The following is a 23,192-nucleotide window of genomic DNA, read 5'->3' as shown; positions in this document are numbered from 1 at the left end:
AAGCTACTATTAGGACAGTTGCTTTGGTCTTCGCTTTTTATCAGATTACGAAATCAGGAAATCGTAAATCAAAAAATCCCTAAATGGTTTAGTATCGTTTCCCGGGAATATCTGTACGGAAGGTTTCCACGCACTTACGGTCCTGCAGGGTAACATATACTGTTTTACCGTCTTTATCACCGAAGATAAGGTTGCTGCAGTTTTTGCCTTTGAGGGGAACTTCGCGGATAAGTTCTCCTTTGGGAGAGAAGACAGCAATCACGCCTTTGCCCCAGCGGGCTATATGCAGGTTACCGGCTTTGTCGCATTTCATGCCATCGAGGCCAAAGTCAGGGAAAGAGGTGAAGAGTGTTTTGTTGGAGATGTTGCCGTTTTTGTCCACATCATATTTCCAGACTTTGCGTTGGACACTTTCGTTGACGTAAAGTGTTTTTTCATCCGGGCTCAGTTCAATGCCATTTGTAGTGCCCATGCCGGTTTCCAGCAGTACGGCCTTGCGGTTGGGGTCTATGCGCCAGATCTGGCCGCCACTGGAGGCCCAGGCAGGATCTGAAGCGAAGATCTGATCCTTTTTATTGATGCAGAGGTCATTGGGCTGGTTAAACTGGCTGGAATGCACGTATGCGCTGATTTTGCGGGTTTTCATGTCTACCCGTAACACGTTATGTCCTTTGAAGTCGGGGAGGAACATATCTCCTTTGCTGTTGAAGTTGACACTATTGCCTACACTGCTGTCGGGCAGGCTCACGAATATTTCCCCTGCGCCTGTTTGGGTGTTGATCTTGCCCACAGTGCCGTCCCGCTGGAAGTTGACCACATAGAAATTACCGGCTTTATCGAAGTTGGGGCCTTCAATGTTTACAGAGAACATATTTTCGGCGGTAAGGTCCCGGGCCTGATAAAGCGGGCGGTCAGTATGTTGGGCTAACGTGGAAAGGCCATGGCAGGCCATCAGCGCCATCAGAGAGAGATGTCTTTTCATGAGCTAGAATATTTGAAGGGTTAAGTTACTCAAGAATTACCGATTTTTTAACGGAGATCTGCATACGGGAAAGGGTAGGGACAAGGGTGGGGGTTATCGGCGAGCGGGACTGTCAACTTATTTCTTAATTTTGCGCCCATGATTCATGTTTCGGAATTCAAAGACCTTGCTCAGCTTACGATTCATAAGGTAGGCAACTCCGCTAATGATGAGCCGCTTCTTTTTTCAAAGGCGCCATTGAAGCTGGAAGATGAGACGATTGCCCAGCTGCTGTGTACCTATTTTATACAGCCGTTTGCGAATTCAGCGGAATTTTTCCGCTTTTATCATGAGGCAGATTTACAATTGAATGAAATATTTCAATATTGTCGCCGTATATTTACTGACGAGAATGAATTTCAAGAGCAGTCTGTTAATATAGCCAAACATCTATATAAACATTCCACCCATCCCAAAGTGAAAGGCGGAGAGCTTTATATAGCGTACTTTAGCAAATGTCAGGTGGATGGTGAAGAAGTTGCGGCCATAGGCATATTTAAATCGGAAAACCGGGATACCTATCTGAAAGTGTTTTTGTCTGATGAGAATTATCAGGTGGACTATGAAGATGGTATTAATATAAATAAACTTGACAAAGGTTGTCTGATATTTAATACAGAAGAGGATAACGGTTTTAAAGTCAGCGTAGTTGACAGTACCGGCAAACAAACAGAAGCAGTTTATTGGAAAGACGCGTTTTTACAGGTGCAGCGCCGTGAAGACAGCTACCATCAGACAGAGACTGCTGTGAATATGTGTAAACAGTTTATTCACAACAAGCTGCCAACCGAATATGAGATGGATCGTGTAGATCAGGTAGATTTATTAAATAAATCAGCTGCATATTTTAAGGAAAAAGAACAGTTCCAGCTGGAAGATTTTGCACAGGAAGTATTAGGCCATCCGGACGCGATTGCATCATTTAAGGAATTCAGGAACGAATACCAGCAAACGTATCAACAGGAGATCCCTGATGAATTTGATATTTCGGCCCCGGCAGTAAAAAAACAACAAAAGGTTTTTAAGAGCATACTGAAACTGGACCGCAATTTCCATGTGTATATTCATGGTAACCGCGAAATGATTGAGCGTGGATACGATGAAGCCACAAACCTGCACTACTATAAGCTGATGTTTGAAAACGAGTCGTAGGCGAAGTAGGCCACAGGTAGCCGTGTTGTTGAATTGGTGAGGAGAGAATGATCAAAATATTATTAAGTTTTTCTCATAAGCAAAAACCAATTGTTAACAAAGGCTGCCTCATCTGGGCGGCCTTTTAGTTTTATATATCTACTTAATTAAGCAAAAAAAAAGACAACCGTTACGGTTGTCTTTTTTTTATCCTTTGTTATTGTTATCCGGTTTGGGCCTGGGTTTATGCCTTGGGGGGCGACGGTCCTGTTTAGGCTGTCCGCCTCCTTGTCCCTGTTGGTTTCCCTGGTTTTGCGGTGGCTTTTGTCCCTGTTCCTGCCGGGGTTGTTGTTCACGGCCTTGTTTGGGTTGTCCGCCTTGCTGGCCTTGTCCCTGGCGCTGCTGATTGCCTCCTCCGCCGCGTGTTTCCTGTTTGTTCCTGTTACGGTCAGGATGATGGCGTTCGTGGCGTTCATGCCGCTGTTGGGCTGACTTTTGTTCCTGTTTCGGTTCGTTTTTGGGTTGTCCGCCCTGCTTCGGCTGTTGTTCGCCGGCTTTCTGCTGTTTCTGGCGGTCTTTGTCCTTCTGCTTACGTTTCTGGACTGTTTTTTCCAGCGACTTGAGGCTGATCTGGCCTACCACGTCAGCGAAACCGAGGTCGGTTTCCTTAGGTTTGGCCGTCACTACTTCCACCGCTTTCAGTTCTTCAGGTTTCACGCCCTGCCGGTTGAGCTGGCGGATTTCTTTTACCCTGGTGATGGTGAGCGGGTACTGTTTGTTGCTGCCTTCATAGGAATACCACATGAGGCTTTTGAAGATGTCCCGTTTCTGCAGGTTGGCAACGCCGCCTGCGGTTTCGATGGTATCAGCATCGTCGGGGAATTCTTTCAGCGCATCAAGATAGGTGTCCAGCTCGTAGTTGAGGCAGCATTTCAGGCGGCCGCATTGTCCGGACAGTTTAGCCTGGTTGATGGACAGGTTCTGATACCGGGCAGCCGTGGTGTTGACACTTTTAAAGTCAGACAACCAGGTTGAGCAGCAGAGCTCGCGTCCGCAGCTACCGATGCCACCTACTTTTCCGGCTTCCTGGCGGGCGCCGATCTGGCGCATTTCCACCTTGGCGCGGAATTCAGAGGCATATACCTTGATCAGCTCACGGAAATCGACACGGTCGTCTGCGGTGTAGAAGAAAGTGGCTTTACGGCCATCGGCCTGTATTTCTACTTCTGCCAGTTTCATTTCGAGGCCCAGGTTACGGGCGATGGCCCTGGATTTTATCAGGGCATCTTTTTCGCGGGCCTTGTTATCGGCCATCCTTTGCAGGTCGTCATTGCTGGAACGACGTAATACTTTTTTGATCTCGGGGGTGTCTTCAGCACGTCTTTTCTTCATCTGAAGTTTTACCAGCTCGCCCGTGAGGCTTACTGTGCCAACATCGAAACCACTGACACCTTCTACTGTTACCATCTCACCCTTGTCAAGGTGCTGCCTGGTAACATTGCGGAAGAAGTCCTTACGGCTCCCGTTGTTGAAACTAACTTCTATAATATCGAATGGTGCTAAGCTATCGCCAAGCGGAATATTGGACAGCCAGTCAAATACATTCAGTCGGTTACAACCTCCCGTACTGCATCCTCCATTACTCTTACATCCTGACGGCTTTCCTTCCACACCCGTACCACATCCGGCACAAGCCATATTAATAAATAGTTTAAATTTTATAAATAAGCATTTCAGGTTACTCCAATCCTTTAAAATACATTTTTCCCTTCAGAAAAACAAAAAGGACGGGAGATGACAAAGGTAAGGAAATGCCATGACAAGAGGGGAGCGGCTTTCCGGTTATTACAGAACAGGTAAAGGTTTCTTTTTAAATATATATTGTAGCTTGATAGACAATGCATGAAATAGCATTTTTGCATTAGCATTGCGTTCAATATGATAATACGCGTTGTCTAATACATCAGCAATCTGCCTGGTTTGTTCCAGATTGGCCAGTTTGGCCAGTTTGGTGGCAAAATCCACTTCCTCGTCTGAAAAAGCCAGCTGCGCCTTGTCTATATACTGAAGGCGGAGGGTATGTTCCAGCAGGTTGATGAAATACCGCAGAAACTGCTTCTGGTTTTCACGGCCGGTTTTGGCGCTTGAAATACCTTCAATCCATTCCTGCAGGGCTACCCGGTTACCGGTGAACAGGTAATTGAGCCAGTTACGCAGCAGTTCATGGTAGTCATCATCGGAGTGCTGAAGCAGAAAGATAGCCTCCCGGTAGTTGCCTGCCGCAATGGTGGCAATCTGCCGGGCCTTGGCAGCCGGTACTTTGGCCCGCTCGGTCAGGGCTTTTTCCATGTTTTCCCGGGAGAGCGGATTTATTTTTATCAGATGGGTGCGTGACAGGATCGTGGCCAGGATCTGTTCCTGGTTTTCTGCAATCAGGACAAACAGGGTATTGGCCGGAGGTTCCTCTATCAGCTTCAGCAGCCGGTTACCTTCGTTGCCCAGATATTCCGGCATCCACATCAGCAGGATTTTATAACCGCTTTCAAAGCTTTTCAGGTTCAGTTTACGGATAATGTCCGAGCACTCATTGGCAGTGATATTGCCCTGCTTGTTTTCCGCGCCGATAAACTGCAGCCAGTCATATGCATTGCCATACGGATTGGTGGTCACAAACTCCCGCCATTCGGAAATATAATCCGTGCTCACCGGCTTGTCACCGGGTTTTCGGGGTATCACCGGATAGGAGTAGTGAATATCAGGATGGATATGCTGCGCCGCTTTCAGACAGGACGGGCACTGGCCACAGGCGTCATGTGCCTGCTTGTTCTCACATACCAGGTATTGGGTGAAAGCCAGTCCCAGGGGCAACCCGCCGGCCCCTTCGGGAGCCAGTAGTATCATCGCGTGACTGAGGCGGTTCTGTTGTATCGATTGTATCAGCTGCTGTTGTGCTGCTGCTTGTCCTATGATCTCAGAAAAAAGCATGGGCGCAAGATACTGAAAAGGGGCTAATCCTCACTTAGGGTAACGTCACATAACAAGCATTCCGGAACGTGCCGGAGCCGGTAATCTTGCGGCCTTCCGCCTCGAAATAGTAGGTGCCGCTTACTTTTTTTAGTTTGGTATTAATAAAAGTAAGGGTGATGGCAGAAGTATCGGTGTTCAGATACGTGTAGTCTCCAACATTGTTCATTGCCGCCACTACCAGTCCTCCCTGCAATCTGCGGGCTTTGGAGTATACATATGTTTTCAGTTTGAGGCTGTCGTTGCTGATGGCAGGATCTGAATAAGGACCGTCCATCAGGTTAAGCACGAATTTAAAACTGTCTGAGACAGCCTCCATGCTCAGAAATTTAACGCCGCCACTGTCCAGCTGCTGCCTGAACAATGTGCTGGTGGAGAGGTTCAGGGTACGAGTGGTGTTCTGAACGGTACCAGTCATCGTCATTTCGGGGCATGATAAAATGGGCGTATCGATGCTGTGCTGGCAGGCTGCCATGCATAACAGGATAGCCGTTAAAACCGGGATCACGGTTTTACTACGGTGTTCGGAATGGTATTTCATCTGTATTAAATATCCACTTGTTGTAATGTTCTCAGGCACGCTAACGTATATACGCAGGCGTGCGGCATTTTATTACACTAAGTTGGCAAAAGGTGTGAAGCAATGCTACTTTTCAATGGCAGCAATCACCTCTGGCGCATCCGGTTGTGTTTTGGGTGAAAACACAGCAATGAGATTCCCTTTTTCATCCAGCAAATATTTCTGGAAGTTCCACTTAACGTCTGCCGGCTCCAGGTGTTTGGCTTTACTTTCTTCCAGCAGCCATTTATACAGTGGGTGGATATCATCTCCCTTTACTGATATTTTGGCGGCCATGGGAAAGGTAACAGCATACTGTTTGGTGCAGAAGCTTTTGATTTCTGCATTGGTGCCAGGCTCCTGTGAGCCGAAGTTATTCGCCGGGAAACCTACGATTACGAGTTTGTCCTGGTACTTCTGATATATTTTCTCCAAACCTGCATATTGTGGCGTATTACCACAGAGAGAAGCAGTGTTGACAATCATTATTTTTTTACCCTTGAAACGGGAGAATTCAATTTTACCCCCGTCTACTGCATCTACCTTGAAGTCATAGATGCGCGGACCTGCAAATAGCAGAAGGACCGAAAGTATGGCCAGTCTCAACATAAAAATATTTTTTAGAGGGATTGATCGGTGGTTAATTAGTCAGCCTGCAGCGGACTTTACGGTGTAAAGATACACATCCCCGGGAAGAAAAAGAATTAACTTTTTGTTAGCCGGAGGCCCAGGCGAGACAACAAACACCCACTGTGGCGCCGGCTTCCAGCAACGCCTGTCCGGCAGCCTCTGTGGTGGCGCCGGTGGTGATCACGTCGTCTATCAGGAGTACATGCTTTCCCGTTAGTAACGCTGGGTTTGCTTTAAATACGGTCTTTACGTTTTCCCAGCGACTGATACGGCTCTTCCGCGTTTGGGTATCTGTGTACTGCACCCGTTGCAGTGCCTGCGAAAGCACGGGCTTGTCCATCACTGCGCCGATGGCCATCGCCAGCAGCGCTGCCTGGTTGTAGCCCCGTTCCTTCTCCTTGCGGTGATACAATGGCATTGGCACCAGGCAGTCTGCAGCAGCGCCCCATCCACCGGTCTGTAACACATGACCGGCTTGTTTTCCCAGCCAGTCCGCAATATCTTTTCGCTGATGATATTTAAACTGGTGCACAAGCCGCTGCAACCCTGAAGCCTGACTATAATAATAGACAGCGGTCGCATGGGTGACGGGCATGCGCCCACGGAAAATATTCGCCACAGGATTGTCTGCATGATGGTGAAAACCTGTTAACGGCAGGCAGTCCTGGCAGTGCAGGCACAACAGGTCATTTGCTGAAGCCAGTTCCTGTCCGCAAATTTCACAGCAATGCGGATAAAACAAGTGTACCAATGGGGATAACAAACGGGTAAACATGAGCCTTATATAAAGGTGTCAGAATAATTGTTGATATACTTCTTCCACTCTTCCTACCGGCACTACTTCTATATTGAATTTAGTGAGATCGATTCCTTTTTTGTTATAACGGGAGATGAATATTTTATGAAAACCAAGTTTTTCCGCTTCCGCAATACGTTGTTCAATACGGTTGACAGCCCTGATTTCACCGCTCAGGCCTACTTCTCCGGCGAAACATATCTTATTGGCAATAGCATTGTCTTCATAAGAAGAAAGCAATGCGCAGAGCACTGCCAGATCGATGGCCGGGTCTTCCACGCGGATACCGCCGGCGATATTGAGGAAAACATCTTTTACGCCGAAGTGGAAGCCGCCGCGTTTTTCCAATACTGCCAGCAACAGTTGTAACCTGCGCAGGTCGAAGCCGGTGGCGGTACGTTGTGGTGTGCCGTATACCGACTGGGTAACAAGCGCCTGCACTTCTACCAACAGTGGCCGGAGACCTTCCATGGTGGCGCTGATGGCCACACCGCTCAACAGGTCGTCGCGTTGGGAGATCAGTATCTCTGAAGGGTTGGTCACTTGCCGGAGACCAGTGCCGGTCATCTCATAAATACCCAGTTCAGCAGTGGAGCCAAACCTGTTTTTAATGGTACGCAGTATGCGGTAGGCATAGTGTTGGTCGCCTTCAAACTGAAGTACGGTGTCCACCATATGTTCCAGCACTTTCGGTCCGGCGATGGAGCCGTCTTTGGTAATATGTCCGATCAGGAAAACCGGTGTGTTGCTTTCCTTGGCGAAGCGTTGCAATTCCGCAGTTGTTTCCCTGATCTGTGAAACGCTGCCGGGTGCTGATTCAATCAGGGGAGTGTGTAGTGTCTGGATGGAATCCACGATCACAAGTTGCGGCTGCAGTTTTTTTATTTCAGAGAAGATAGTTTGTGTAGATGTTTCCGTAAGAAGATAGAACTGATCATTGGTGCTTTTGATGCGGTCGGCCCGCATTTTTATTTGTTGCTCGCTTTCTTCTCCGCTGATATAAAGTGTTTTTATTTGTTTCAGCTGTAGTGCATTTTGCAGGAAGAGCGTGGATTTTCCGATACCAGGCTCACCGCCTACCAGTACCAGTGAGCCGGCCACTATACCGCCTCCGAGTACACGATTCAGTTCATTGTCTGGTGTCAGCAGGCGTTTCTCTTCGTTAGTGACTACTTCAGCCAGGTTGATGATTTTCTGGTGCCGGGCATTGCCGGTATCGTTATTTTTCCAGTCGTGTTGTTTGCCGGGAATATCTTTCTGTACTCTTTCCTCCACGAAGGTGTTCCATTGTCCGCAACTGGGACATTTACCATTCCATTTTGCAGATTCGTATCCACATTGCTGGCAAAAAAAAGCGGTTCTTATTTTACTCATAATTTTTTTGAAACAGGATGTTACAAAGTAAGTTGTTTTAGAAAAAACAGGGGTGAAATGTTAACAGGAAGGGTTAAAAAAGGGGGTAATCATGTCTTTAAAAGAGAAAAGAGCCAAACGGAAGATTCCGTTGACTCTTTCTACTTACTAACCCATTAAATTCAGGTCTAAATTACAAAATGGCTTCAGAATAAAAAAGTTTATTTGATTGATGTGAATAACTTTTGATTGATTTTCGTAATGTAAGAAAGTGGCTGCCAATGCCTGTTTCAGGCCATAAATTGTCCAATATTACTTTCATTGGCAACTCGTAAAATGTTGATAAATAGGATTGATGTTGATGATTTTTGCATATGAAAAAAATGTCATAAGATCGCCGGCGACTTCTGCCAAACCGGCCGTAATTTCAGGTGATTTTCTTCAAAAAAGACAAAATGACAGTGTTAAATTTCTGTATGAAAGGTAAAAGGCAGGGTTGGCAGGAAAACTCTTAAATAAAACTTAAAACGGGGCATCTGGACAGAAATTTGTGCGTTCAGAAGCATCAAAAGTATGAGTATGACACCAGGAATCATCTTTGTTTCGCTGATTTTTGTGGGGATCAGCTTTCTTGTCAGTTATGTATTAAAAAGTAAATTCCGGGCCTACAGTGAGGTGCCGACCTCATCCGGTTTCACGGGCAGGCAGATTGCAGAGAAAATGCTGAGGGACAACAACATCTATGATGTTCAGGTACTGTCTGTGGACGGTTTTTTATCAGATCACTATAATCCGGCGAATAAGACAATCAACCTGAGCCCCGACGTATATGCAGGGGCCAATGTGGCTGCTGCGGCCGTGGCGGCGCATGAGTGCGGGCATGCGGTGCAGCATGCGGCGGCTTATCCCTGGCTGGGCCTGCGTTCCCGGTTGGTGCCGGCCGTACAGTTCAGCGCTTCGCTGGTACAGTGGGTGCTGCTGGGCGGTATCCTGCTGATTAATGTGTTTCCCCAGCTGTTGCTGGCGGGGATTGTGTTATTCGGTATTACCACTGTGTTTGCCCTGATTACGCTGCCGGTGGAATTTGACGCTTCCCGCCGCGCGCTGGCATGGCTGGACCGTAGCCAGGTAATGCGCCCGCAGGAGCATGATAAGGCTAAAAATGCCCTTTGGTGGGCGGCTATGACCTACGTGGTGGCGGCACTGGCCTCTCTGGCCACCCTGTTCCAGTATATTTTAATATATATGGGTGCCCGGGACCGGCGATAACTTTATTCTAATAGCTGAAAATATTAAAAGGGCTTTCCGGAAGGGAAGCTCTTTTTTATGTGTCGCCTTCCTGTTGAATGTTTATTATTTGATATATAAACAATGTATCTACATAAATATTTAGAGAACAGGTTACTGTCCGGTAACCCGGCAAAATGGCAAGGGAGGGGGCTGTTGATACGGCAGCGTCCGTAATATCCCCGCAGCAGGCGTTTTTAATAGGTGTTAATAACTTTTATTCAAATTTTTTATTGAAGATCAATCAATTGCAAAGGTGTCTTACAAAAAATCACGTAAAATGTATGGTTATTCAGAATAGTGAATGTACCTTTGCACTCCCCGTTACAGGGGGAATTGTTTACAAGACGTAATTTTTATCGTATACAACAATGAACACATTAAGCTTTAAAACTAAATCGGCTAACGACGCTTACGTAAAGCGTGAGTGGCATATAGTAGACGCTACCAACCTGACTCTCGGACGAGTTTGTGCGAAAATGGCAGCTATCCTGAGAGGTAAGAACAAGCCTTACTATACGCCTCATACTGATTGTGGTGATTTTATCATCGTGATCAATGCGGAAAAAATCGCTTTGACCGGCAATAAAATGGCGGAAAAAGAATACATGCACTACACTGGTTACCCAGGTGGTCAGAGAGTTGAACTGGCAAAGGACCTGATCCGTCGCCGTCCTGAGGTTATGATTGAGAAGGCTATCAAAGGTATGTTGCCTAAAAACCGTCTCGGTCGTAAAATGTACAAAAAACTGTTTGTATACGCAGGTGCAGAACATCCTCATGCAGCGCAGAAACCAAAACCATTAACTTTCTAATTTTTCTCTGATACATGGAAAAGCAAAAAAATACAATAGGTCGTCGTAAAGAAGCTGTTGCCCGCGTGTATATCGCAAAGGGTACCGGTGCCATTACCGTAAACGACAAGGATTATAAAAACTACTTTTCTCTGATCTACCTGCAAAACCAGGTTGAATTACCCTTCAAAACTATCGACGCGCTGGATAAATTTGACGTGAAGATCAATGCACAGGGTGGTGGTATCAAAGGACAGGCAGAAGCGATTAAACTGGGTATTGCACGTGCACTGTGCGAAGTGAACATCGAGTTCCGTCCCGCACTGAAAGCAGCCGGTCTGCTGAAACGTGACCCGAGAAGCGTAGAACGTAAGAAACCAGGTAAAGCGAAAGCAAGAAGAAGCTTCCAGTTCTCTAAACGCTAATTTTGAGTACTTAGCCATTATCGCTAAACATTATTTGATCCTTTTAATTGAGCAATATAAACATGGAAAATAATACCTCATTGCAGCAGCAGTTACTGGAGGCAGGTGTTCACTTCGGTCACCTGAAGAAGAAATGGAATCCTAAAATGCTGCCTTATATTTTCGCAGAAAAGAAAGGTATTCATATCATTGATCTGAACAAAACCGTAGAAGGCTTACAGGAAGCAGCAGCTGCCCTGAAATCCATCGCTAAAAGCGGTAAAAAGATCATGTTCGTTGCTACTAAAAAGCAAGCGAAAGAAATCGTAGCAGATGCTGCGCGTAACATCAACATGCCTTACGTTACTGAAAGGTGGTTAGGTGGTATGCTCACCAACTTCTCTACTATCCGTAAGAGCGTGAAGAAAATGCAGAGCATTGAAAAAATGCTGCAGGACGGAACTTTCGACAACATCACCAAAAAAGAACGTCTGACTTTAAGCCGTGATAAAGAGAAAATGGAAAAAGTGCTGGGTGGTATTGCCCAACTGGCACGTGTTCCAGCCGCTCTGTTCATGGTGGATATCAGCCACGAACATATTGCACTGGCGGAAGCAAAACGCCTGGGCATTGTTACCTTCGGTATGGTAGATACCAACTCCGATCCCAGCAAAGTTGACTTCGCTATCCCTGCGAACGACGATGCTACTAAATCTATCGCTATCATCACCAGCTACATCTGCGCTGCTATCGCAGAAGGCCTGTCTGAAAGAGCTACTGAAAAATCTGAAGAAGTAGAAGAGGAAGAAGAAGCAGACGACAAAGCCCGCAGATTTGACGTGGAAGGTGGCGAAGACCGCGAAAGAGGTCGTAAACCACAAGGCCAGGGCGGTGGTCGTGGTCCGGGCGCTGGTGGTAACCGTGGCGGTGGCCAGGGTGGCAACCGCGGTGGCCAGGGCGGCGGCGCTAATCGCGGCGGTGGTAACCGTGGCGGTGGCCAGGGTGGCGGACAACGTCGTCCCTCCAACGCTGGCGGCGGCGGTCCAAGAAAACCAGCCGGTAAATAATATCATTCTCTGATTTTGATATTGAAATATTAGGTTATTTAAATGCAGCGAAGATTACTTCGCTGCATTTTAAATAACCCGATAACCCAACAAGAATTAATCAATTATTAATATTCATAAATCAATATAGCTCATGGCAACAATTACAGCGGCTGATGTAAACAAACTGCGTCAGCAAACTGGTGCGGGTATGATGGATTGCAGAAAAGCACTCGTGGAAAGTGATGGCGACTTTGAAAAAGCAGTAGACTATCTGCGCAAAAAAGGTCAGAAAGTAGCTGCACTGCGTTCCGACCGCGAAACTAAAGAAGGTGTTATCATCGCTAAAGTTGCTGCTGATGGTAAATCCGGCGTTATCGTAGGCCTGGGTTGCGAAACTGACTTCGTAGCGAAAAACGAAGACTTCGTGAAATTTGCACAGTCTATCGTTGAACTGGCCCTGTCTAAAGGTATCAAAACCATCGAAGACCTGAATGCTGCTGAGCTGGACGGTGCCACCGTTGCTGATAAAGTAAACGACCAGGTTGCTAAAATCGGTGAAAAAATCACCCTGAATAAATTCGAATTCGTAGAAGCTGGCGGTGTAACTGCCTACATCCACGGTAACTACCGTATGGGCGTTCTCGTTGCCTTCTCTAAACCTGTATCTGAAGAAACAGGTAAAGACGTGGCTATGCAGATCGCTGCGATGAACCCAATCGCAGTTGACGCAGACAGCGTTCCTGCTGATGTTATCGCCCGTGAAAAAGAAATCGCTGTTGAACAGGTGAAAGCTGAAGGCAAACCTGCTGAAATGGCTGAAAAAATCGCTGCCGGTAAAGTGAACAAATTCTTCAAGGAAAGCACCCTGCTGCAACAGGCCTTCGTGAAGGACAACAACAAATCCGTAGCAGATTACCTGAAGTCTGTAGACGCTGATCTGAAAGTATTCGGCTTTAAACGAATCGCTTTAGGTTAATACAATCATATTGAAAAAAAGGAGAGAATTTTGGTTCTCTCCTTTTTTTTGCGCACTGCAAAATCAGGCGCCCGCAATCTCCTGCTTACAACAAAATCACCCGGCATTTTGCTTTCACTAGCAGGTTTTTGCTTTTAAATTGTATCTTAGGATACCGTAATTACATTAGCAAATCACAATCTTACAATATTTTATAGCGTCATGTTGCCAAAGTATAAGCGTATTTTGCTCAAATTGAGCGGTGAGGCCCTTATGGGGGATGCAAATTATGGTATTGATCATAAGGTAATTACCCAGTATGCCTACGATATCAAAGCAGTTACCGACCTCGGCGTACAGGTAGCCATCGTGATCGGCGGCGGTAATATCTACCGTGGAATGAATGAAGCCGAAACCGGCATCGAAAGGGCCCAGGGAGACTATATGGGCATGCTGGCCACCGTGATCAATGGTATGGCCCTGCAAAGCGGACTGGAAAAAATAGGGCTCTATACCCGCCTCCAGTCAGCTATTAAAATGGAACAGATCGCAGAACCTTATATCCGCCGCCGCGCTATCCGCCACGTGGAAAAAGGTCGCGTGGTTATATTCGGAGCAGGCACCGGTAACCCGTACTTTACAACCGATACCGCAGCTTCCCTCCGTGCTATCGAAATCCAGGCGGACGTCATCCTCAAAGGGACCCGCGTTGACGGTATCTACACCGCCGACCCGGAAAAAGATGCTACCGCCACCCGGTTCGAAACCATCACCTTCTCTGAAGTATATCAGAAATCCCTTAACGTCATGGATATGACGGCCTTTACCCTCTGTCAGGAAAATAAACTGCCAATCATCGTATTCGACATGAACAAACCAGGAAACCTCCTGAACGTGATCATGGGCAAAAACGTTGGTACCCTGGTAAAGGACTAAAATAATTACGAATTATGAATTACGAAAAAGAGCGAAGACCACCAGTTGATCTTCGCTCTTTTTCGTAATTCGTAATTCGTAATTATTTTAAGATGCTTTTCAGCTCCGTAAACGGAATAAACAGCGTCACCTGCCCCAATGCATAAGGCCCTATTTCGTAAGGCACATAACTGAATGCCACGCCCTTGCCTGTTACAATAAAATTGTTGTTGGGCACAATCGTCTTCACCAACAGGTTCTGATCAAGCGACTCGTCCTCATCGATATGGAATTTCTTACGGAAAGCCTTGTCCAGCAATGGAGACAACACTTCTTTATAACCAGGCTTAAAATACTCGTCCGGCGTGACCACTTTCCTTTTGGCCAGATCAAGCGTCTGGTAAAAAGCGCCGGAATTACCATGGGCGCCGCCGGTAAAATCATAGGCATATTTCTCTATCACCAGCAAAGGCCAGGAATTGTATACCACCTTCATATCGCTTTCGGTAGTCCAGTTCCAGGAGGCTGACTCGCCATCGGCGATATCGCTGCTATCAGCATCTTTGGCGGCTATACGATAACTGGTCACAAAAGAGTCAATGGCCCTTTTTACAAACTGCTGTGGATCATTGATCTTAATATCACCGGTGATCGCTTTCCGGAGAAATGCGGCCAATGTGGAATCCGTGGCTGAGTCTGGCCATAGGATGCTATTAGACGCGATGCCCAGCGGTGAATTGGGGAATGAAGGCAGTAACTTCACAGAATCGGCATCGTAGTATACCTGTAGCCGCTGGGCCTTCCGGAGGTCGGTATGCAGCTCAAAATGATAGGAGGTGCTGTCTCCATGCCATACGCCTTTAAACGTACCATCGTCGCCCAGGGAGCCACCAAAAAAACGTTCTTCTTCCCTGCTCCCGTTATCTTCATAAATCTTTACCTGGTCAGCGTCCTGGCTGCCCCAGATGCTGATAGGCAGACCGGTACTGTCGTAATAGTAATAGCCACGAAACAGGTTGGGAGCGGTTTTCAACAACTCCATGGTGATCTGGCGGCCACCCACTGCGCCCTTTAACTGCGTGTAATAATAAGGTGTGCTCAACAGGGGAACTACCGCGCTGGCTGTATCGTGTTGGGCCTTTTCTTGGTTACCGTTGTGGCAGGCAGGCAACAGGCCGCCGGCCAGTAATAGTAATAGGAGCGCTCTTTTCATACTATGATTTATATCAGGTCGCCCAAAATTACTATTATCCTTCCATACCTTTGTTGACAGGTTTGAACCAATTAAATATTTACGATCATGTTAAACCAGAAAGTAGCAGACCTTCGGAAAGATTATAAACTGGCTTCCCTCGATGAACAGGATGTGGCCCCGTCTCCTTTGCAACAGTTCGGCAAATGGTGGAATGACGCCACTTCCAGCGAGGTTGACGAGCCCAATGCCATGACACTGGCCACTAGCACACCGGATGGGCGCCCTTCCGCCAGGATCGTGCTGCTGAAAAATTTCGATGACGAGGGATTTATGTTCTTTACCAACTACGAAAGCCGTAAGGGGCATGAGCTGGCGCAGAATCCGTATGTGACGCTGCTGTTCTTCTGGCGCGAACTGGAACGCCAGGTAAGAATAGAAGGGATCGTATCCAAGGCAGGAGAGCAGGTAAGTAATGAATATTACAACAGCCGTCCGCTGGGCAGCCGGATTGGCGCTATTGCATCGCCACAGAGCCAGGTTATTCCTGACCGCCGTTTCCTGGAAGAAAAAGTAGATGAAACCGCCGCAAAATATGAAAAAGAAACGCCTCAACGGCCTGAATACTGGGGCGGTTATGTGGTAAAACCGGTAGCCGTGGAGTTCTGGCAGGGGAGAAGCAGCCGCCTGCACGATCGTATTCTGTATACACAGACCACTGGTGGCAGCTGGAAGATAGAAAGGCTGGCACCCTGAGCCTGTCAGTGATTTTCTGATTTACGGATTTTTTGATTTGGGGGATTCCTGTCGTTCATACACGAAATCAGGAAATCCCTAAATCAAAAAATCCGTAAATATTTATGCTTTTTTCTCAGCTTTAGGAGCAGCTGCAGCAGCGGCTTTCCTGGTTCTTGCTGGTCTGGATTTACCGAAAGATTTGCTGAAGATTTTACCTCTTTTGGTTTTTACATCTCCTCTACCCATAACGAATAATTTGAAGTTTGTTGTTTTATTAAAAAGGATGTTATCAGGCTGCAAAATACGCTAAATCGCGGAAATAGCATACAGCAGGACTTCTATATAAAAAAAAAGCAAGAAACATGATTGTTCCTTGCTTGAATAAGTTGTGCTAACTGATTAGAGCTTGTCGGATAAAGCTTTACCAGCTTTGAACTTAGCAACTTTCTTAGCTTTGATCTTGATGATCTGGCCAGTCTGTGGGTTTCTACCGTTACGTGCAGCACGTTTAGAAACAGAGAAAGTACCGAAACCTACCAGTGTTACTTTACCACCTTTTTTCAGGGTATCAGCAACAGCTTTAGTGAAAGAGTCCAGCGCTTCGTTAGCTTGGGTTTTAGTGATTCCTGCGTCTTTAGCAAGTTTGTCGATTAATTCGGCTTTGTTCATAGTTAGTAAGATTTAACTAGTGAAAAAATGTTTGATGTGAGCAAATATAGCGCGTTTTATCAGATTACCAAATTTTTTACAATTTTTTTATAGAAATTTTTATCGGCTGAAAAACGCTACAGGTAACGGTTACAGCTGATTGGGTGGATGCCTGCTAAAGAGATGAACTTTAGCAGGCTCTCGTAAAACGTTGTCCCATAGCTGATTTCCGGACTTTTAGGCTGTAGAAGAGGGGCTTTTCCAAGTATTGTACCAAACTCCGGAGGCCTTGAAAATAGTGAATTTCCTGTGGATAAGTTTAATTGTTAAGCATGGTTTAAATGACTTCCATAACGGTATGAAAGGCCACAAAACGGTCACCAAACAGGTCGTAGCCCCTTTGCCGTAGCGCGTTTGCCTGTACGGCCTGGAAGGTCTGATAGTGCTCGAGGCTGGAGGTAAAGAACTGTATCACGTACGTAGGCCCCTCCGCGTCATCCTGCTCCAGCAGCCGGCACATACGGTAATCACTAAAAAGGCCGGTGCTTAATATCGCTGGAATATGCTCTTCCCGCATCCACTGTAACCAGGCGGAATGCGTATCTGTGGCCACTTTGGCCGTTACGTTGTATATGATCATAAATGTTGCTGCGGGTATAAAATCCACCTGTCCCGTGACTGTAAAACCTGCCTATAAAGACAGTTCCAGGAACACCGGACAGTGGTCTGAATGTTTCACTTCCTGATAGATGGTGGCGTGCTTTAGCTTCTCCTTTAACGGGGTGGTCACATTGATATAGTCAATACGCCAGCCTTTGTTATTGTTCCGGGCATTAGCGCGGAAGCTCCACCAGCTGTATTGGTGCGGGTTGGCATTAAAATGCCGGAAACTGTCCACAAAACCGCTTTCAAAAAAACGGTCCATCCATGCCCTTTCTTCCGGCAGAAAACCGGTGGAATTTTTATTGCTGACAGGATCATGGATATCGATAGGCTTGTGGCAGATGTTGTAATCGCCGCACAGCACTACGTTTGGCCGGGTTTGTTTCAGTTCGTCCAGATGTGCGAACAATTCTTCCAGCCACTGGTACTTGTAAGTCTGACGAATATCCCCGCTGGTGCCGGAGGGGAAGTAGGTATTGATCAGTGTCAGATCGCCGAAATCCAGCCGGATAAAGCGCCCTTCTTCATCACTCTGAGTATGTCCGCTGCCGTAATACACCTTGTCGGGTGTAATACGCGTCAGTACCGCAACACCGCTGTACCCCTTCTTTTGTGCCGGGTACCAGTAATGTTCGTAGCCCAGCGCTTCAAATTGTTTGAAGTCCACATTATCCTGATGGGCTTTGATCTCCTGCAGACAGATCACGTCTGCAGGATCAGTTTGGAGCCATTCGGTGAAACCCTTGGTCATAGCGGAACGGAGGCCGTTCACATTATACGATATGATTCTCATGTGTTGGATTAAATGTCATATTCCAGATTTGGGCGGAGCCATTTTTCGGCTTCTTCCACCGTCCAGCCTTTACGGGCTGCATAGTCCGTTACCTGGTCTTTTTCAATTTTACCGAGCCCGAAATACCGGGCTTCCGGATTGGCAAAATACCATCCGCTTACGCTGGCGGCAGGGTACATGGCCAATGATTCGGTTAAGGTGATGCCGGTGTTTTCGGTGGCATTCAACAGGTCAAACAGCTTGTATTTCTCTGTATGTTCAGGGCAGGCGGGATAACCCGGCGCCGGGCGTATGCCCATGTATTCTTCCTGGATCAGGGCTTCATTGCTGAGGTGCTCATCACTGGCATAGCCCCAGAACTCTTTACGCACGCGCTCATGCAGCAGCTCTGTAAATGCTTCCGCCAGCCTGTCGGCCAGTGCTTTCAGCATAATGCTGTTGTAGTCGTCGTGCTCTGCTTTGAATTTATCTAGCCATTTCTCGATGCCAATACCTGCTGTGACGGCGAATCCGCCGATATAATCGGTTTTGCCGGTGGAGGCAGGGGCGATATAGTCAGCGAGGGACTGGTTGGGCTGTCCGGGTGCTTTTTTGATCTGCTGGCGCAGGAATTCGAGCTTGACGGGTGCTATGTCTGCCTGCTCGGGCGTAACCTGTACAGTGTCCGGGGCGATGGCATTGGCCGGGAAAAGGCCTATCACCGCCTTGGCGCCCAGCCATTTTTCGCTGACCACTTTTCCGAGCAACTCCTGCGCGTCTTTGTAAAGTCGGCTGGCTTCTGTGCCTACTACTTCGTCTGTCAGGATCTGCGGGAATTTACCGTGCAGTTCCCAGGCAATGAAGAAAGGCTGCCAGTCGATATATTTGGCTATTTCTGCCAGGTCGTAGTCTTCAAAAACCTTTACACCGGTGAACTTCGGCTTCACGGGGGTGAAGGCGTCCCATTTGATCGGGGCTTTGTTTTCCTGCGCCGTGGCAAAAGGAAGATACTGTTTGACCGGTTTTTTATTTTTGAAGGACTCGTTCAGCTTTTCGTATTCTGTTTTCACAGAGGCCAGGAAGTCCTTTTTCAGGGCTTTGTTAAGCAGGCTGCCGGTAACGGTCACGCTGCGGGAGGCGTCCAGTACGTGGACCACACCATGGGCGTATTCCTGTGCAATTTTCACTGCCGTATGGGTACGGGAGGTGGTGGCGCCTCCGATGATCAGCGGAATATCGAATTCCTGGCGGCGCAGTTCGCGGGCCACGTGCACCATCTCGTCCAGGCTGGGCGTGATCAGGCCGCTGAGGCCGATGATGTCCACTTTTTCCTGGCGGGCGGTCTGCAATATTTTTTCTGCGGGCACCATTACGCCGAGATCGATGATCTCGTAGCCGTTACAGGCCAGTACTACGCCTACGATGTTCTTACCGATATCGTGTACGTCGCCTTTAACGGTGGCCAGGAGGATCTTTCCGGCAGACTTGATTTCTCCGCCGTTGATGGCCTGGTTGCGCAGTTTTTCTTCTTCTATATAAGGAGTAAGGATGGCTACCGATTTTTTCATCACGCGGGCGCTTTTTACCACCTGCGGGAGGAACATTTTACCACTGCCAAACAGGTCGCCTACGATGTTCATGCCATCCATCAGCGGGCCTTCGATGACATCGAGCGGGCGAGGGTATTTGACGCGGGCTTCTTCCGTATCAGCATCTATATATTCGGTGATACCGTTTACCAGGGCGTGGCTAAGCCTTTCTTCCACGGATCCCTGGCGCCATGTCTCGTCTTTTTCAATCACTTTGCCTTTGGCTTTCACCGTTTCGGCAAATTGTATCAGGCGTTCTGTGGCGTCTTCGCGACGGTTTAGTATGGCGTCCTCACAGAGCTCGCGGAGCTGTGGTTCAATGTCGTCGTATATCTGGAGCATGCCGGCGTTCACAATGCCCATGTCCATACCGGCTTTGATGGCGTGGAAGAGGAACACGGAGTGCATGGCCTCACGCACGGTTTCGTTACCGCGGAAAGAGAAGGACACGTTGCTGACGCCGCCGCTCACTTTGGCGAGTGGCATCAGTTCTTTGATCCGGCGGGTGGCGTTGATAAATTCCACCGCATAGTTGTTATGCTCTTCTATACCGGTAGCGATAGCGAAGATATTGGGGTCGAAGATGATGTCCTGTGGATCATAACCCACTACTTCGGTCAGTATTTTATAGGCACGATGGCTGAAGCTGACCCGTTTTTCTTCGGTGTCGGCCTGGCCGTGTTCATCGAACGCCATGACCACCACTGCGGCGCCGTAGCTTTTGCAGATGTAGGCCTGCTCAATGAATTTGGCTTCTCCTTCCTTCAGGCTGATGGAGTTTACCACGCATTTGCCCTGTACGCATTTCAGGCCGGCTTCAATAACGCTGAATTTACTGGAGTCGATCATAATGGGGATACGGGAAATATCCGGTTCGGCGGCCAGCAGTTTCAGGAAGGTGGCCATGGCCTGTTCCCCGTCGAGCAGGGCGTCGTCCATGTTTACGTCCAGGATCTGGGCGCCGTTTTCCACCTGTTGGCGGGCAACGGACAAGGCTTCTTCATAGAGGCCTTCCCGTATCAGGCGGGCAAATTTTTTGGAGCCGGTTACGTTGGTACGTTCACCGACGTTGATGAAATTGGTTTCGGGCCTTACCACGAGTGGTTCAAGGCCGCTAAGCCGCATATATGGCCGGATGACCCGTTGTTGGGTGTTTTCCGGTTCTATGACTATCGTTTCGTTGACCGTATTGGAATGTGTGCTTGCGCTCATGATTGATTTCGCTGTTTAGAGGGTTATGCCAGGGTGTCCACCAGCTCGGGTTTCCGGCGTGGTGCGATGTTTTTTACATGCTGTGCAATATGGCGGATATGGTCCGGCGTGGTGCCGCAGCAGCCTCCCACAATGTTCACAAAGCCTGAACTGGCAAAATCTTCAATGATACAGGCGGTATCTTCCGGTTCTTCGTCATACTCCCCGAATGCGTTGGGAAGGCCGGCGTTGGGATAGCAGCTGACATAGCAGCTGGCGATGTTGGACAGTTCTTCCACGTAAGGGCGCATCTGCTGGCCGCCAAGGGCGCAGTTAAGGCCTACGGAGAAAGGATTGGCGTGCATCACCGAGATATAGAAAGCTTCCAGCGTCTGGCCGCTCAGGGTACGTCCGGATGCATCCGTAATGGTACCGGAGATCATTACCGGCAGCTCTGGTTTGCCGGATTCCCGGAAATACTTTTTGATGGCGTATATGGCCGCTTTACAGTTAAGCGTATCAAAAATCGTTTCAATCAGCAGGATGTCCACGCCGCCGTCTGAAAGGCCTTTTATCTGCTCCTCATAGGCTTCTGCCACTTCATCAAAAGAAACGGAGCGGTAACCGGGGTTGTTCACGTCGGGAGAGAGCGAAAGGGTCTTGTTCAGCGGACCGATGGCTCCTGCCACAAAACGGGGCTTGTCCGGGTTTTTGGCGGTGTATTCCGCAGCTGCCCTTTTCGCCAGTTGGGCCGCTGCCACATTCAGCTCGTAAGCCAGGGCCTGCATATCATAATCGGCCATGGCAATAGACGTACTGCTGAAGGTATTGGTTTCGATAATATCGGCGCCTGCTTCCAGGTATTCCTTGTGAATGGCTTCGATAATCTGTGGTTGAGTGAGATTGAGCAGGTCATTGTTGCCTTTGAGGTCCATATGATAGTCGGCAAAACGGGTACCTCTGTAATCAGCTTCCTGGAGTTTGTATCGCTGGATCATGGTGCCCATGGCACCGTCGATGATGAGCACACGCTCATTAGCGCAGTCTTGTAAAGATTTCATGATTTTCTTTGCTGTTTATTAGTTGCTGTTAAAATCTAACAGGGTCGAACAATAAACAAATCCACCCCGTATATCCTGTAAAGATACGCTATTTTCATTGTAAAAACAGGTTATTTGCCTGTCAGGTCCTGTATGGGACGGCATTTCTTCCCTGGGTGATATTAACTGCCTTTTATATAGATTTTGTCTATATTAATATTTTTATTTGGTAGAAGTCTATAAAGTCTACTATATTTGTAGGGTAATAGAAAAACACCATGCAACAACAAAAGCTGAACATACTGTTGAACCCGGCCATGGCCTCCCACCAGCCCTATGCCTGCTGTCCCTCGGGGCGCTGCTGCTGCTGTTAACAGCACACTGTTTTTCCTTAAGTTCTTCCCGGTTTTTATTACAACAACAAAAGTTTTTTGTCATGACAATAGCAGAACATATCCATGCGCTCAGGAAGCACCTGGCAGGTCTGGGCCTGCAACCAGTCCCTGAGATGAATGATGAAAGTGAGCCCGCAGTGTTTAAGGTATGTTTTCTTAATAAATATGAAATGCAACGCTGGAAAGAGTTGCGCGAAAAAGAATCAGAAACCAATCATACCATATTTCAGGGTACGCCCGAAAAAGACGTACACTGACCTTTTTCATAACGTGGAATTACAGGTTAAACGAAGACGGGCGTTATTGAACGCCCGTATTTTATTTTGCTATTTTGCCATTTGATTATTTTAATCACAATAGCTAAATGATAAAATGACCAAATGATCAGGGTTTGACGTAACTGTCCAGCGGCAGCCTGTTGGAAATAGACCGGGCCAGCGTCATCTCATCCGCATATTCCAGTTCCCCGCCAAAAGCAATACCCCGCGCAATGGTGGTGATTTTCACAGGATAATCTTTCAGTTTCTTCGACAGAAAATAAATGGTGGTATCCCCTTCAATGGTAGGGCTTAACGCCATGATCACCTCTTCTACGCCCTGGTCTTTCACCCGCTCTACAAGCGACTGGATATTCAGTTGTTCAGGACCAATACCATCAATAGGAGAGATAATGCCGCCCAGCACATGATACAGGCCATTGAACTGCTGTGTGTTTTCAATGGCCATCACATCGCGGATACTTTCCACCAGACATACAACCTGCCGGTGACGGGAATGATTACTGCAGATGGCACATATTTCTTCATCGGAAACATTGTGGCATACTTTGCAGAAGCGGATCTGCTGCCGCATACGGGCTATCACTTCACCAAACTGCTGTACCTGTGCCGTTTCCTGTTTCAACAGGTGCAGCACCAGCCGCAGGGCTGTTTTTTTTCCGATGCCCGGCAGCTTGGCAAATTCATTGACAGCGTTTTCTATCAGAGCGGACGAGAATACCATAATGCAAAGTTAGGGATATTGCCGCTGTACTGGCCACAGGAGCC

Annotated in this window: 24 protein-coding genes; 9 read left to right on the top strand and 15 right to left on the bottom strand. The window is 47.7% G+C overall.

Annotation, left to right across the window (positions count from 1 at the left end; translation table 11 throughout):
• Window positions 1-88 precede the first annotated feature (88 nt).
• Entirely contained in the window at window positions 89-982 is an 894-nt protein-coding gene (locus ACTJJS_RS14335) for an SMP-30/gluconolactonase/LRE family protein (RefSeq protein ID WP_440664204.1), read from the bottom strand.
• Between the two features lie 138 nt (window positions 983-1,120).
• Between ACTJJS_RS14335 and ACTJJS_RS14330 the strand changes: the two genes are divergently transcribed.
• A complete protein-coding gene (locus ACTJJS_RS14330; protein WP_440664203.1) occupies window positions 1,121-2,173 on the top strand; it encodes a nucleoid-associated protein in 1,053 nt (350 codons plus the stop codon).
• 186 nt (window positions 2,174-2,359) lie between these two features.
• Here the strand turns inward: ACTJJS_RS14330 and ACTJJS_RS14325 are convergent, their stop codons facing one another.
• From ACTJJS_RS14325 to radA, 6 genes are all read right to left on the bottom strand, one after another.
• Complete coding sequence (locus ACTJJS_RS14325) at window positions 2,360-3,850, bottom strand: PSP1 domain-containing protein (protein ID WP_440664202.1); 1,491 nt, start codon at window positions 3,848-3,850, stop codon at window positions 2,360-2,362.
• A gap of 147 nt (window positions 3,851-3,997) precedes the next feature.
• On the bottom strand, window positions 3,998-5,137 hold the full coding sequence (locus ACTJJS_RS14320) for a DNA polymerase III subunit (RefSeq protein WP_440664201.1): 1,140 nt from the start codon (window positions 5,135-5,137) through the stop codon (window positions 3,998-4,000).
• Window positions 5,138-5,171: 34 nt separating this feature from the next.
• Complete coding sequence (locus ACTJJS_RS14315; protein ID WP_440664200.1) at window positions 5,172-5,717, bottom strand: hypothetical protein; 546 nt, start codon at window positions 5,715-5,717, stop codon at window positions 5,172-5,174.
• Between the two features lie 105 nt (window positions 5,718-5,822).
• On the bottom strand, window positions 5,823-6,344 hold the full coding sequence (locus ACTJJS_RS14310; protein WP_440664199.1) for a glutathione peroxidase: 522 nt from the start codon (window positions 6,342-6,344) through the stop codon (window positions 5,823-5,825).
• Between the two features lie 106 nt (window positions 6,345-6,450).
• Complete coding sequence (locus tag ACTJJS_RS14305) at window positions 6,451-7,140, bottom strand: ComF family protein (RefSeq protein WP_440664198.1); 690 nt, start codon at window positions 7,138-7,140, stop codon at window positions 6,451-6,453.
• Window positions 7,141-7,158: 18 nt separating this feature from the next.
• Window positions 7,159-8,535, bottom strand: a complete 1,377-nt coding sequence (gene radA, locus ACTJJS_RS14300; RefSeq protein ID WP_440664197.1) for a DNA repair protein RadA — start codon at window positions 8,533-8,535, stop codon at window positions 7,159-7,161.
• Between the two features lie 558 nt (window positions 8,536-9,093).
• Between radA and ACTJJS_RS14295 the strand changes: the two genes are divergently transcribed.
• The 6 genes from ACTJJS_RS14295 (at window position 9,094) to pyrH (ending at window position 13,939) form a co-directional block, all read left to right on the top strand.
• On the top strand, window positions 9,094-9,783 hold the full coding sequence (locus ACTJJS_RS14295) for a zinc metallopeptidase (protein ID WP_440664196.1): 690 nt from the start codon (window positions 9,094-9,096) through the stop codon (window positions 9,781-9,783).
• 389 nt (window positions 9,784-10,172) lie between these two features.
• The gene (rplM, locus tag ACTJJS_RS14290) at window positions 10,173-10,616 is read left to right on the top strand and encodes a 50S ribosomal protein L13 (protein WP_168871007.1); all 444 of its coding nucleotides are present in this window, start codon (window positions 10,173-10,175) and stop codon (window positions 10,614-10,616) included.
• A 14-nt stretch (window positions 10,617-10,630) separates the two neighbouring features.
• The gene (rpsI, locus tag ACTJJS_RS14285) at window positions 10,631-11,020 is read left to right on the top strand and encodes a 30S ribosomal protein S9 (protein ID WP_168871008.1); all 390 of its coding nucleotides are present in this window, start codon (window positions 10,631-10,633) and stop codon (window positions 11,018-11,020) included.
• Between the two features lie 62 nt (window positions 11,021-11,082).
• Complete coding sequence (gene rpsB, locus ACTJJS_RS14280; RefSeq protein ID WP_168871009.1) at window positions 11,083-12,066, top strand: 30S ribosomal protein S2; 984 nt, start codon at window positions 11,083-11,085, stop codon at window positions 12,064-12,066.
• 133 nt (window positions 12,067-12,199) lie between these two features.
• Window positions 12,200-13,024 carry a translation elongation factor Ts gene (gene tsf / locus ACTJJS_RS14275; RefSeq protein WP_168871010.1) on the top strand — a complete coding sequence of 275 codons (825 nt, stop codon included), beginning with the start codon at window positions 12,200-12,202 and terminating at the stop codon, window positions 13,022-13,024.
• A 201-nt stretch (window positions 13,025-13,225) separates the two neighbouring features.
• Window positions 13,226-13,939, top strand: a complete 714-nt coding sequence (pyrH, locus tag ACTJJS_RS14270; protein ID WP_168808203.1) for a UMP kinase — start codon at window positions 13,226-13,228, stop codon at window positions 13,937-13,939.
• Window positions 13,940-14,021: 82 nt separating this feature from the next.
• Here the strand turns inward: pyrH and ACTJJS_RS14265 are convergent, their stop codons facing one another.
• The gene (locus ACTJJS_RS14265; RefSeq protein ID WP_440664195.1) at window positions 14,022-15,131 is read right to left on the bottom strand and encodes a DUF3298 domain-containing protein; all 1,110 of its coding nucleotides are present in this window, start codon (window positions 15,129-15,131) and stop codon (window positions 14,022-14,024) included.
• 87 nt (window positions 15,132-15,218) lie between these two features.
• Between ACTJJS_RS14265 and pdxH the strand changes: the two genes are divergently transcribed.
• Window positions 15,219-15,866 carry a pyridoxamine 5'-phosphate oxidase gene (gene pdxH / locus ACTJJS_RS14260; protein ID WP_440664193.1) on the top strand — a complete coding sequence of 216 codons (648 nt, stop codon included), beginning with the start codon at window positions 15,219-15,221 and terminating at the stop codon, window positions 15,864-15,866.
• A 102-nt stretch (window positions 15,867-15,968) separates the two neighbouring features.
• On the opposite strand, the gene ACTJJS_RS14255 is transcribed toward pdxH, so the two are convergent.
• The 6 genes from ACTJJS_RS14255 to ACTJJS_RS14230 form a co-directional block, all read right to left on the bottom strand.
• Window positions 15,969-16,094: a 30S ribosomal protein THX gene (locus tag ACTJJS_RS14255; protein ID WP_168871013.1), complete on the bottom strand. Its 126-nt coding sequence runs from the start codon at window positions 16,092-16,094 to the stop codon at window positions 15,969-15,971.
• Window positions 16,095-16,247: 153 nt separating this feature from the next.
• The gene (locus ACTJJS_RS14250; protein ID WP_012788562.1) at window positions 16,248-16,517 is read right to left on the bottom strand and encodes an HU family DNA-binding protein; all 270 of its coding nucleotides are present in this window, start codon (window positions 16,515-16,517) and stop codon (window positions 16,248-16,250) included.
• A gap of 316 nt (window positions 16,518-16,833) precedes the next feature.
• Window positions 16,834-17,136, bottom strand: coding sequence for a DUF4286 family protein (locus ACTJJS_RS14245; RefSeq protein ID WP_168871014.1), 303 nt, complete (start codon window positions 17,134-17,136; stop codon window positions 16,834-16,836).
• Between the two features lie 51 nt (window positions 17,137-17,187).
• The gene (locus tag ACTJJS_RS14240) at window positions 17,188-17,952 is read right to left on the bottom strand and encodes an exodeoxyribonuclease III (protein WP_440664192.1); all 765 of its coding nucleotides are present in this window, start codon (window positions 17,950-17,952) and stop codon (window positions 17,188-17,190) included.
• A gap of 8 nt (window positions 17,953-17,960) precedes the next feature.
• A complete protein-coding gene (gene metH / locus ACTJJS_RS14235; RefSeq protein WP_440664191.1) occupies window positions 17,961-20,732 on the bottom strand; it encodes a methionine synthase in 2,772 nt (923 codons plus the stop codon).
• 23 nt (window positions 20,733-20,755) lie between these two features.
• The gene (locus tag ACTJJS_RS14230; RefSeq protein WP_168871017.1) at window positions 20,756-21,772 is read right to left on the bottom strand and encodes a homocysteine S-methyltransferase family protein; all 1,017 of its coding nucleotides are present in this window, start codon (window positions 21,770-21,772) and stop codon (window positions 20,756-20,758) included.
• A 415-nt stretch (window positions 21,773-22,187) separates the two neighbouring features.
• On the opposite strand from ACTJJS_RS14230, the gene ACTJJS_RS14225 reads away from it, so the two are divergent.
• Window positions 22,188-22,403 (top strand): hypothetical protein, encoded by a 216-nt coding sequence (locus tag ACTJJS_RS14225; protein ID WP_168871018.1) that lies wholly within the window; start codon window positions 22,188-22,190, stop codon window positions 22,401-22,403.
• A gap of 127 nt (window positions 22,404-22,530) precedes the next feature.
• Here the strand turns inward: ACTJJS_RS14225 and recR are convergent, their stop codons facing one another.
• Window positions 22,531-23,148 carry a recombination mediator RecR gene (gene recR / locus ACTJJS_RS14220; RefSeq protein WP_168871019.1) on the bottom strand — a complete coding sequence of 206 codons (618 nt, stop codon included), beginning with the start codon at window positions 23,146-23,148 and terminating at the stop codon, window positions 22,531-22,533.
• Window positions 23,149-23,192 lie beyond the last annotated feature (44 nt).

It is taken from the genome of Chitinophaga sp. 22308 (assembly GCF_052045305.1).
GTDB lineage: Bacteria > Bacteroidota > Bacteroidia > Chitinophagales > Chitinophagaceae > Chitinophaga > Chitinophaga varians_A.
The sequence above is the reverse complement of the archived record's forward strand: the minus strand, read 5'-3'. Positions and strand labels throughout refer to the sequence as shown.

Excerpts from the sequence above, each read along its gene's own strand:
- ACTJJS_RS14335 (WP_440664204.1), bottom strand. The coding sequence starts at position 982 with ATGAAAAGACATCTCTCTCTGATGGCGCTGATGGCCTGCCATGGCCTT.
- ACTJJS_RS14330 (WP_440664203.1), top strand. The coding sequence starts at position 1,121 with ATGATTCATGTTTCGGAATTCAAAGACCTTGCTCAGCTTACGATTCAT.
- ACTJJS_RS14325 (WP_440664202.1), bottom strand. The coding sequence starts at position 3,850 with ATGGCTTGTGCCGGATGTGGTACGGGTGTGGAAGGAAAGCCGTCAGGA.
- ACTJJS_RS14320 (WP_440664201.1), bottom strand. The coding sequence starts at position 5,137 with ATGCTTTTTTCTGAGATCATAGGACAAGCAGCAGCACAACAGCAGCTG.
- ACTJJS_RS14315 (WP_440664200.1), bottom strand. The coding sequence starts at position 5,717 with ATGAAATACCATTCCGAACACCGTAGTAAAACCGTGATCCCGGTTTTA.
- ACTJJS_RS14310 (WP_440664199.1), bottom strand. The coding sequence starts at position 6,344 with ATGTTGAGACTGGCCATACTTTCGGTCCTTCTGCTATTTGCAGGTCCG.
- ACTJJS_RS14305 (WP_440664198.1), bottom strand. The coding sequence starts at position 7,140 with ATGTTTACCCGTTTGTTATCCCCATTGGTACACTTGTTTTATCCGCAT.
- radA (WP_440664197.1), bottom strand. The coding sequence starts at position 8,535 with ATGAGTAAAATAAGAACCGCTTTTTTTTGCCAGCAATGTGGATACGAA.
- ACTJJS_RS14295 (WP_440664196.1), top strand. The coding sequence starts at position 9,094 with ATGACACCAGGAATCATCTTTGTTTCGCTGATTTTTGTGGGGATCAGC.
- rplM (WP_168871007.1), top strand. The coding sequence starts at position 10,173 with ATGAACACATTAAGCTTTAAAACTAAATCGGCTAACGACGCTTACGTA.
- rpsI (WP_168871008.1), top strand. The coding sequence starts at position 10,631 with ATGGAAAAGCAAAAAAATACAATAGGTCGTCGTAAAGAAGCTGTTGCC.
- rpsB (WP_168871009.1), top strand. The coding sequence starts at position 11,083 with ATGGAAAATAATACCTCATTGCAGCAGCAGTTACTGGAGGCAGGTGTT.
- tsf (WP_168871010.1), top strand. The coding sequence starts at position 12,200 with ATGGCAACAATTACAGCGGCTGATGTAAACAAACTGCGTCAGCAAACT.
- pyrH (WP_168808203.1), top strand. The coding sequence starts at position 13,226 with ATGTTGCCAAAGTATAAGCGTATTTTGCTCAAATTGAGCGGTGAGGCC.
- ACTJJS_RS14265 (WP_440664195.1), bottom strand. The coding sequence starts at position 15,131 with ATGAAAAGAGCGCTCCTATTACTATTACTGGCCGGCGGCCTGTTGCCT.
- pdxH (WP_440664193.1), top strand. The coding sequence starts at position 15,219 with ATGTTAAACCAGAAAGTAGCAGACCTTCGGAAAGATTATAAACTGGCT.
- ACTJJS_RS14255 (WP_168871013.1), bottom strand. The coding sequence starts at position 16,094 with ATGGGTAGAGGAGATGTAAAAACCAAAAGAGGTAAAATCTTCAGCAAA.
- ACTJJS_RS14250 (WP_012788562.1), bottom strand. The coding sequence starts at position 16,517 with ATGAACAAAGCCGAATTAATCGACAAACTTGCTAAAGACGCAGGAATC.
- ACTJJS_RS14245 (WP_168871014.1), bottom strand. The coding sequence starts at position 17,136 with ATGATCATATACAACGTAACGGCCAAAGTGGCCACAGATACGCATTCC.
- ACTJJS_RS14240 (WP_440664192.1), bottom strand. The coding sequence starts at position 17,952 with ATGAGAATCATATCGTATAATGTGAACGGCCTCCGTTCCGCTATGACC.
- metH (WP_440664191.1), bottom strand. The coding sequence starts at position 20,732 with ATGAGCGCAAGCACACATTCCAATACGGTCAACGAAACGATAGTCATA.
- ACTJJS_RS14230 (WP_168871017.1), bottom strand. The coding sequence starts at position 21,772 with ATGAAATCTTTACAAGACTGCGCTAATGAGCGTGTGCTCATCATCGAC.
- ACTJJS_RS14225 (WP_168871018.1), top strand. The coding sequence starts at position 22,188 with ATGACAATAGCAGAACATATCCATGCGCTCAGGAAGCACCTGGCAGGT.
- recR (WP_168871019.1), bottom strand. The coding sequence starts at position 23,148 with ATGGTATTCTCGTCCGCTCTGATAGAAAACGCTGTCAATGAATTTGCC.